This is a genomic window from Enterococcus italicus DSM 15952, from assembly GCF_000185365.1.
Taxonomy (GTDB): Bacteria; Bacillota; Bacilli; order Lactobacillales; family Enterococcaceae; genus Enterococcus_G; species Enterococcus_G italicus.
The window spans coordinates 1-1,426 of record NZ_GL622254.1; the positions used below are offsets into that span (position 1 = coordinate 1).

General features: G+C 31.9%; 2 protein-coding genes. Both read right to left on the bottom strand.

From position 1 onward, the window contains the following. Positions 1 to 365, bottom strand: a 365-nt coding sequence (locus tag HMPREF9088_RS11075) for a hypothetical protein (protein WP_007209346.1), incomplete at its 3' end; no start/stop codon positions are given. A gap of 1 nt (position 366) precedes the next feature. After that, positions 367 to 1,278 carry a ParA family protein gene (locus HMPREF9088_RS11080; RefSeq protein WP_007209347.1) on the bottom strand — a complete coding sequence of 304 codons (912 nt, stop codon included), beginning with the start codon at positions 1,276 to 1,278 and terminating at the stop codon, positions 367 to 369. Between the last annotated feature and the right edge of the window lie 148 nt (positions 1,279 to 1,426).

Genomic DNA, 1,426 nt, shown 5'->3' on the forward strand with positions numbered 1-1,426 from the left:
TTCTTCCTTTTTTCTTTCTTATATATACGTTCTCTTTCCTGATCTTTCTTCCGCTCTAATATTCGTTTGTAGGTTATTTCTTGATTGTGATCGAAACGTGCAGTTCTTTCGTGAATTAATTCTTCGAGTAGTTCATAGGTATAATCATTATCAGTTGTATCAAGCAAAGCCGTAAATTCGCACCAGACTATGGCTGGTACACCAAGAGACTTGTTGTTTATCTTTAATACATCTTCTTCAGGATGAATATTTTCTAGTAAATCTGTGTTGTCAGAAGTAAATGCTGATTTCGGTTTAGGGATCTCTTTATAAGAATTATCAGGTTTTTGCTTAGAAAAGAAACCTGGTTTTGCATTATCTGTCATGTTAGTTTTCTCCTTCGAATAATTTTATTCTATGAATGAAATCTTTTGCTAAAGGTACAAAAACTTCTTCGTAAGCAAGTTTGTCCCAATAAGTATCAGTATTTAGACCTGTCCTCGGTGTTGTTTGCACTCGCTTAACATGTGGTAAAATATTATCAAAAAGGTTTTGATCACCAAACTTTTCGATAGCATCGTTGACAACTTGGCGATCTATACTACCTTTACTCAACTGATTTGGAAGTATTCCAACTATTTCAGTTTTACAATCAAATTTTTCAACAAGAGGAGTGACTTCTTCTGATATATAATCTTCAACGCCATCTAAGCTGTCGGATTGTGTTTGAAAAGCCATAATAATATAGTCAGAAGCGTAAGCAGCATTCCTAGTGAAATCAGACATAGTAGGTGGAGTATCGATGAGAACAAAATCGTAATCCGGCTTGACTGGCTCAAGTAAATCTTTCAAGACTGAAATTCTGTTTTTTTCGACCTCGATATAATCAGCGTCTATTCCTTCTATAGCGTCCCCATAAAGCTTAGTTAAATATTTTGGAAAGTTTTTAAAATCTATATGTGATGGAATGCAATCCAAGTTTTCAATAATTGGAAGAACTAATTGTTTTAAATCTCGTTCAACGATTCCAGCTAGCATAGTTTTTTCAATAATGAAAATGTCATCGTCTTTAGAGTGATAATTTTTAGTCAACAACATTGTCTTTGTAGTATTTGATTGCGGATCGGCATCCACTACCAACACTTTAAATCCCATATTAGCAAGTACGTAGCTCAAGTATCTTATAATAGTAGTTTTACCTACTCCACCCTTGGAATTTGCTACAGTAATAGTTAGTGGTCTTCTAACGACATTTCTATATTCAAAAACAATTCTCAAGTTTTCTTGCGATAATTCCATTAAACAAACCTCCCGTTTATAAAATATAAAATATAAATTGCAAAATATAATATATATATCTTTCTAAGAACATTATACCAGAAGGAAATATGTTGTCAATTATAATTTATATTTTAATAATTTATAAAATATAAATTATAAATAAGTC

Bases quoted from the DNA above. Each gene is read 5' to 3' on its own strand.
- HMPREF9088_RS11080 (WP_007209347.1), bottom strand. From the start codon at position 1,278: ATGGAATTATCGCAAGAAAACTTGAGAATTGTTTTTGAATATAGAAAT.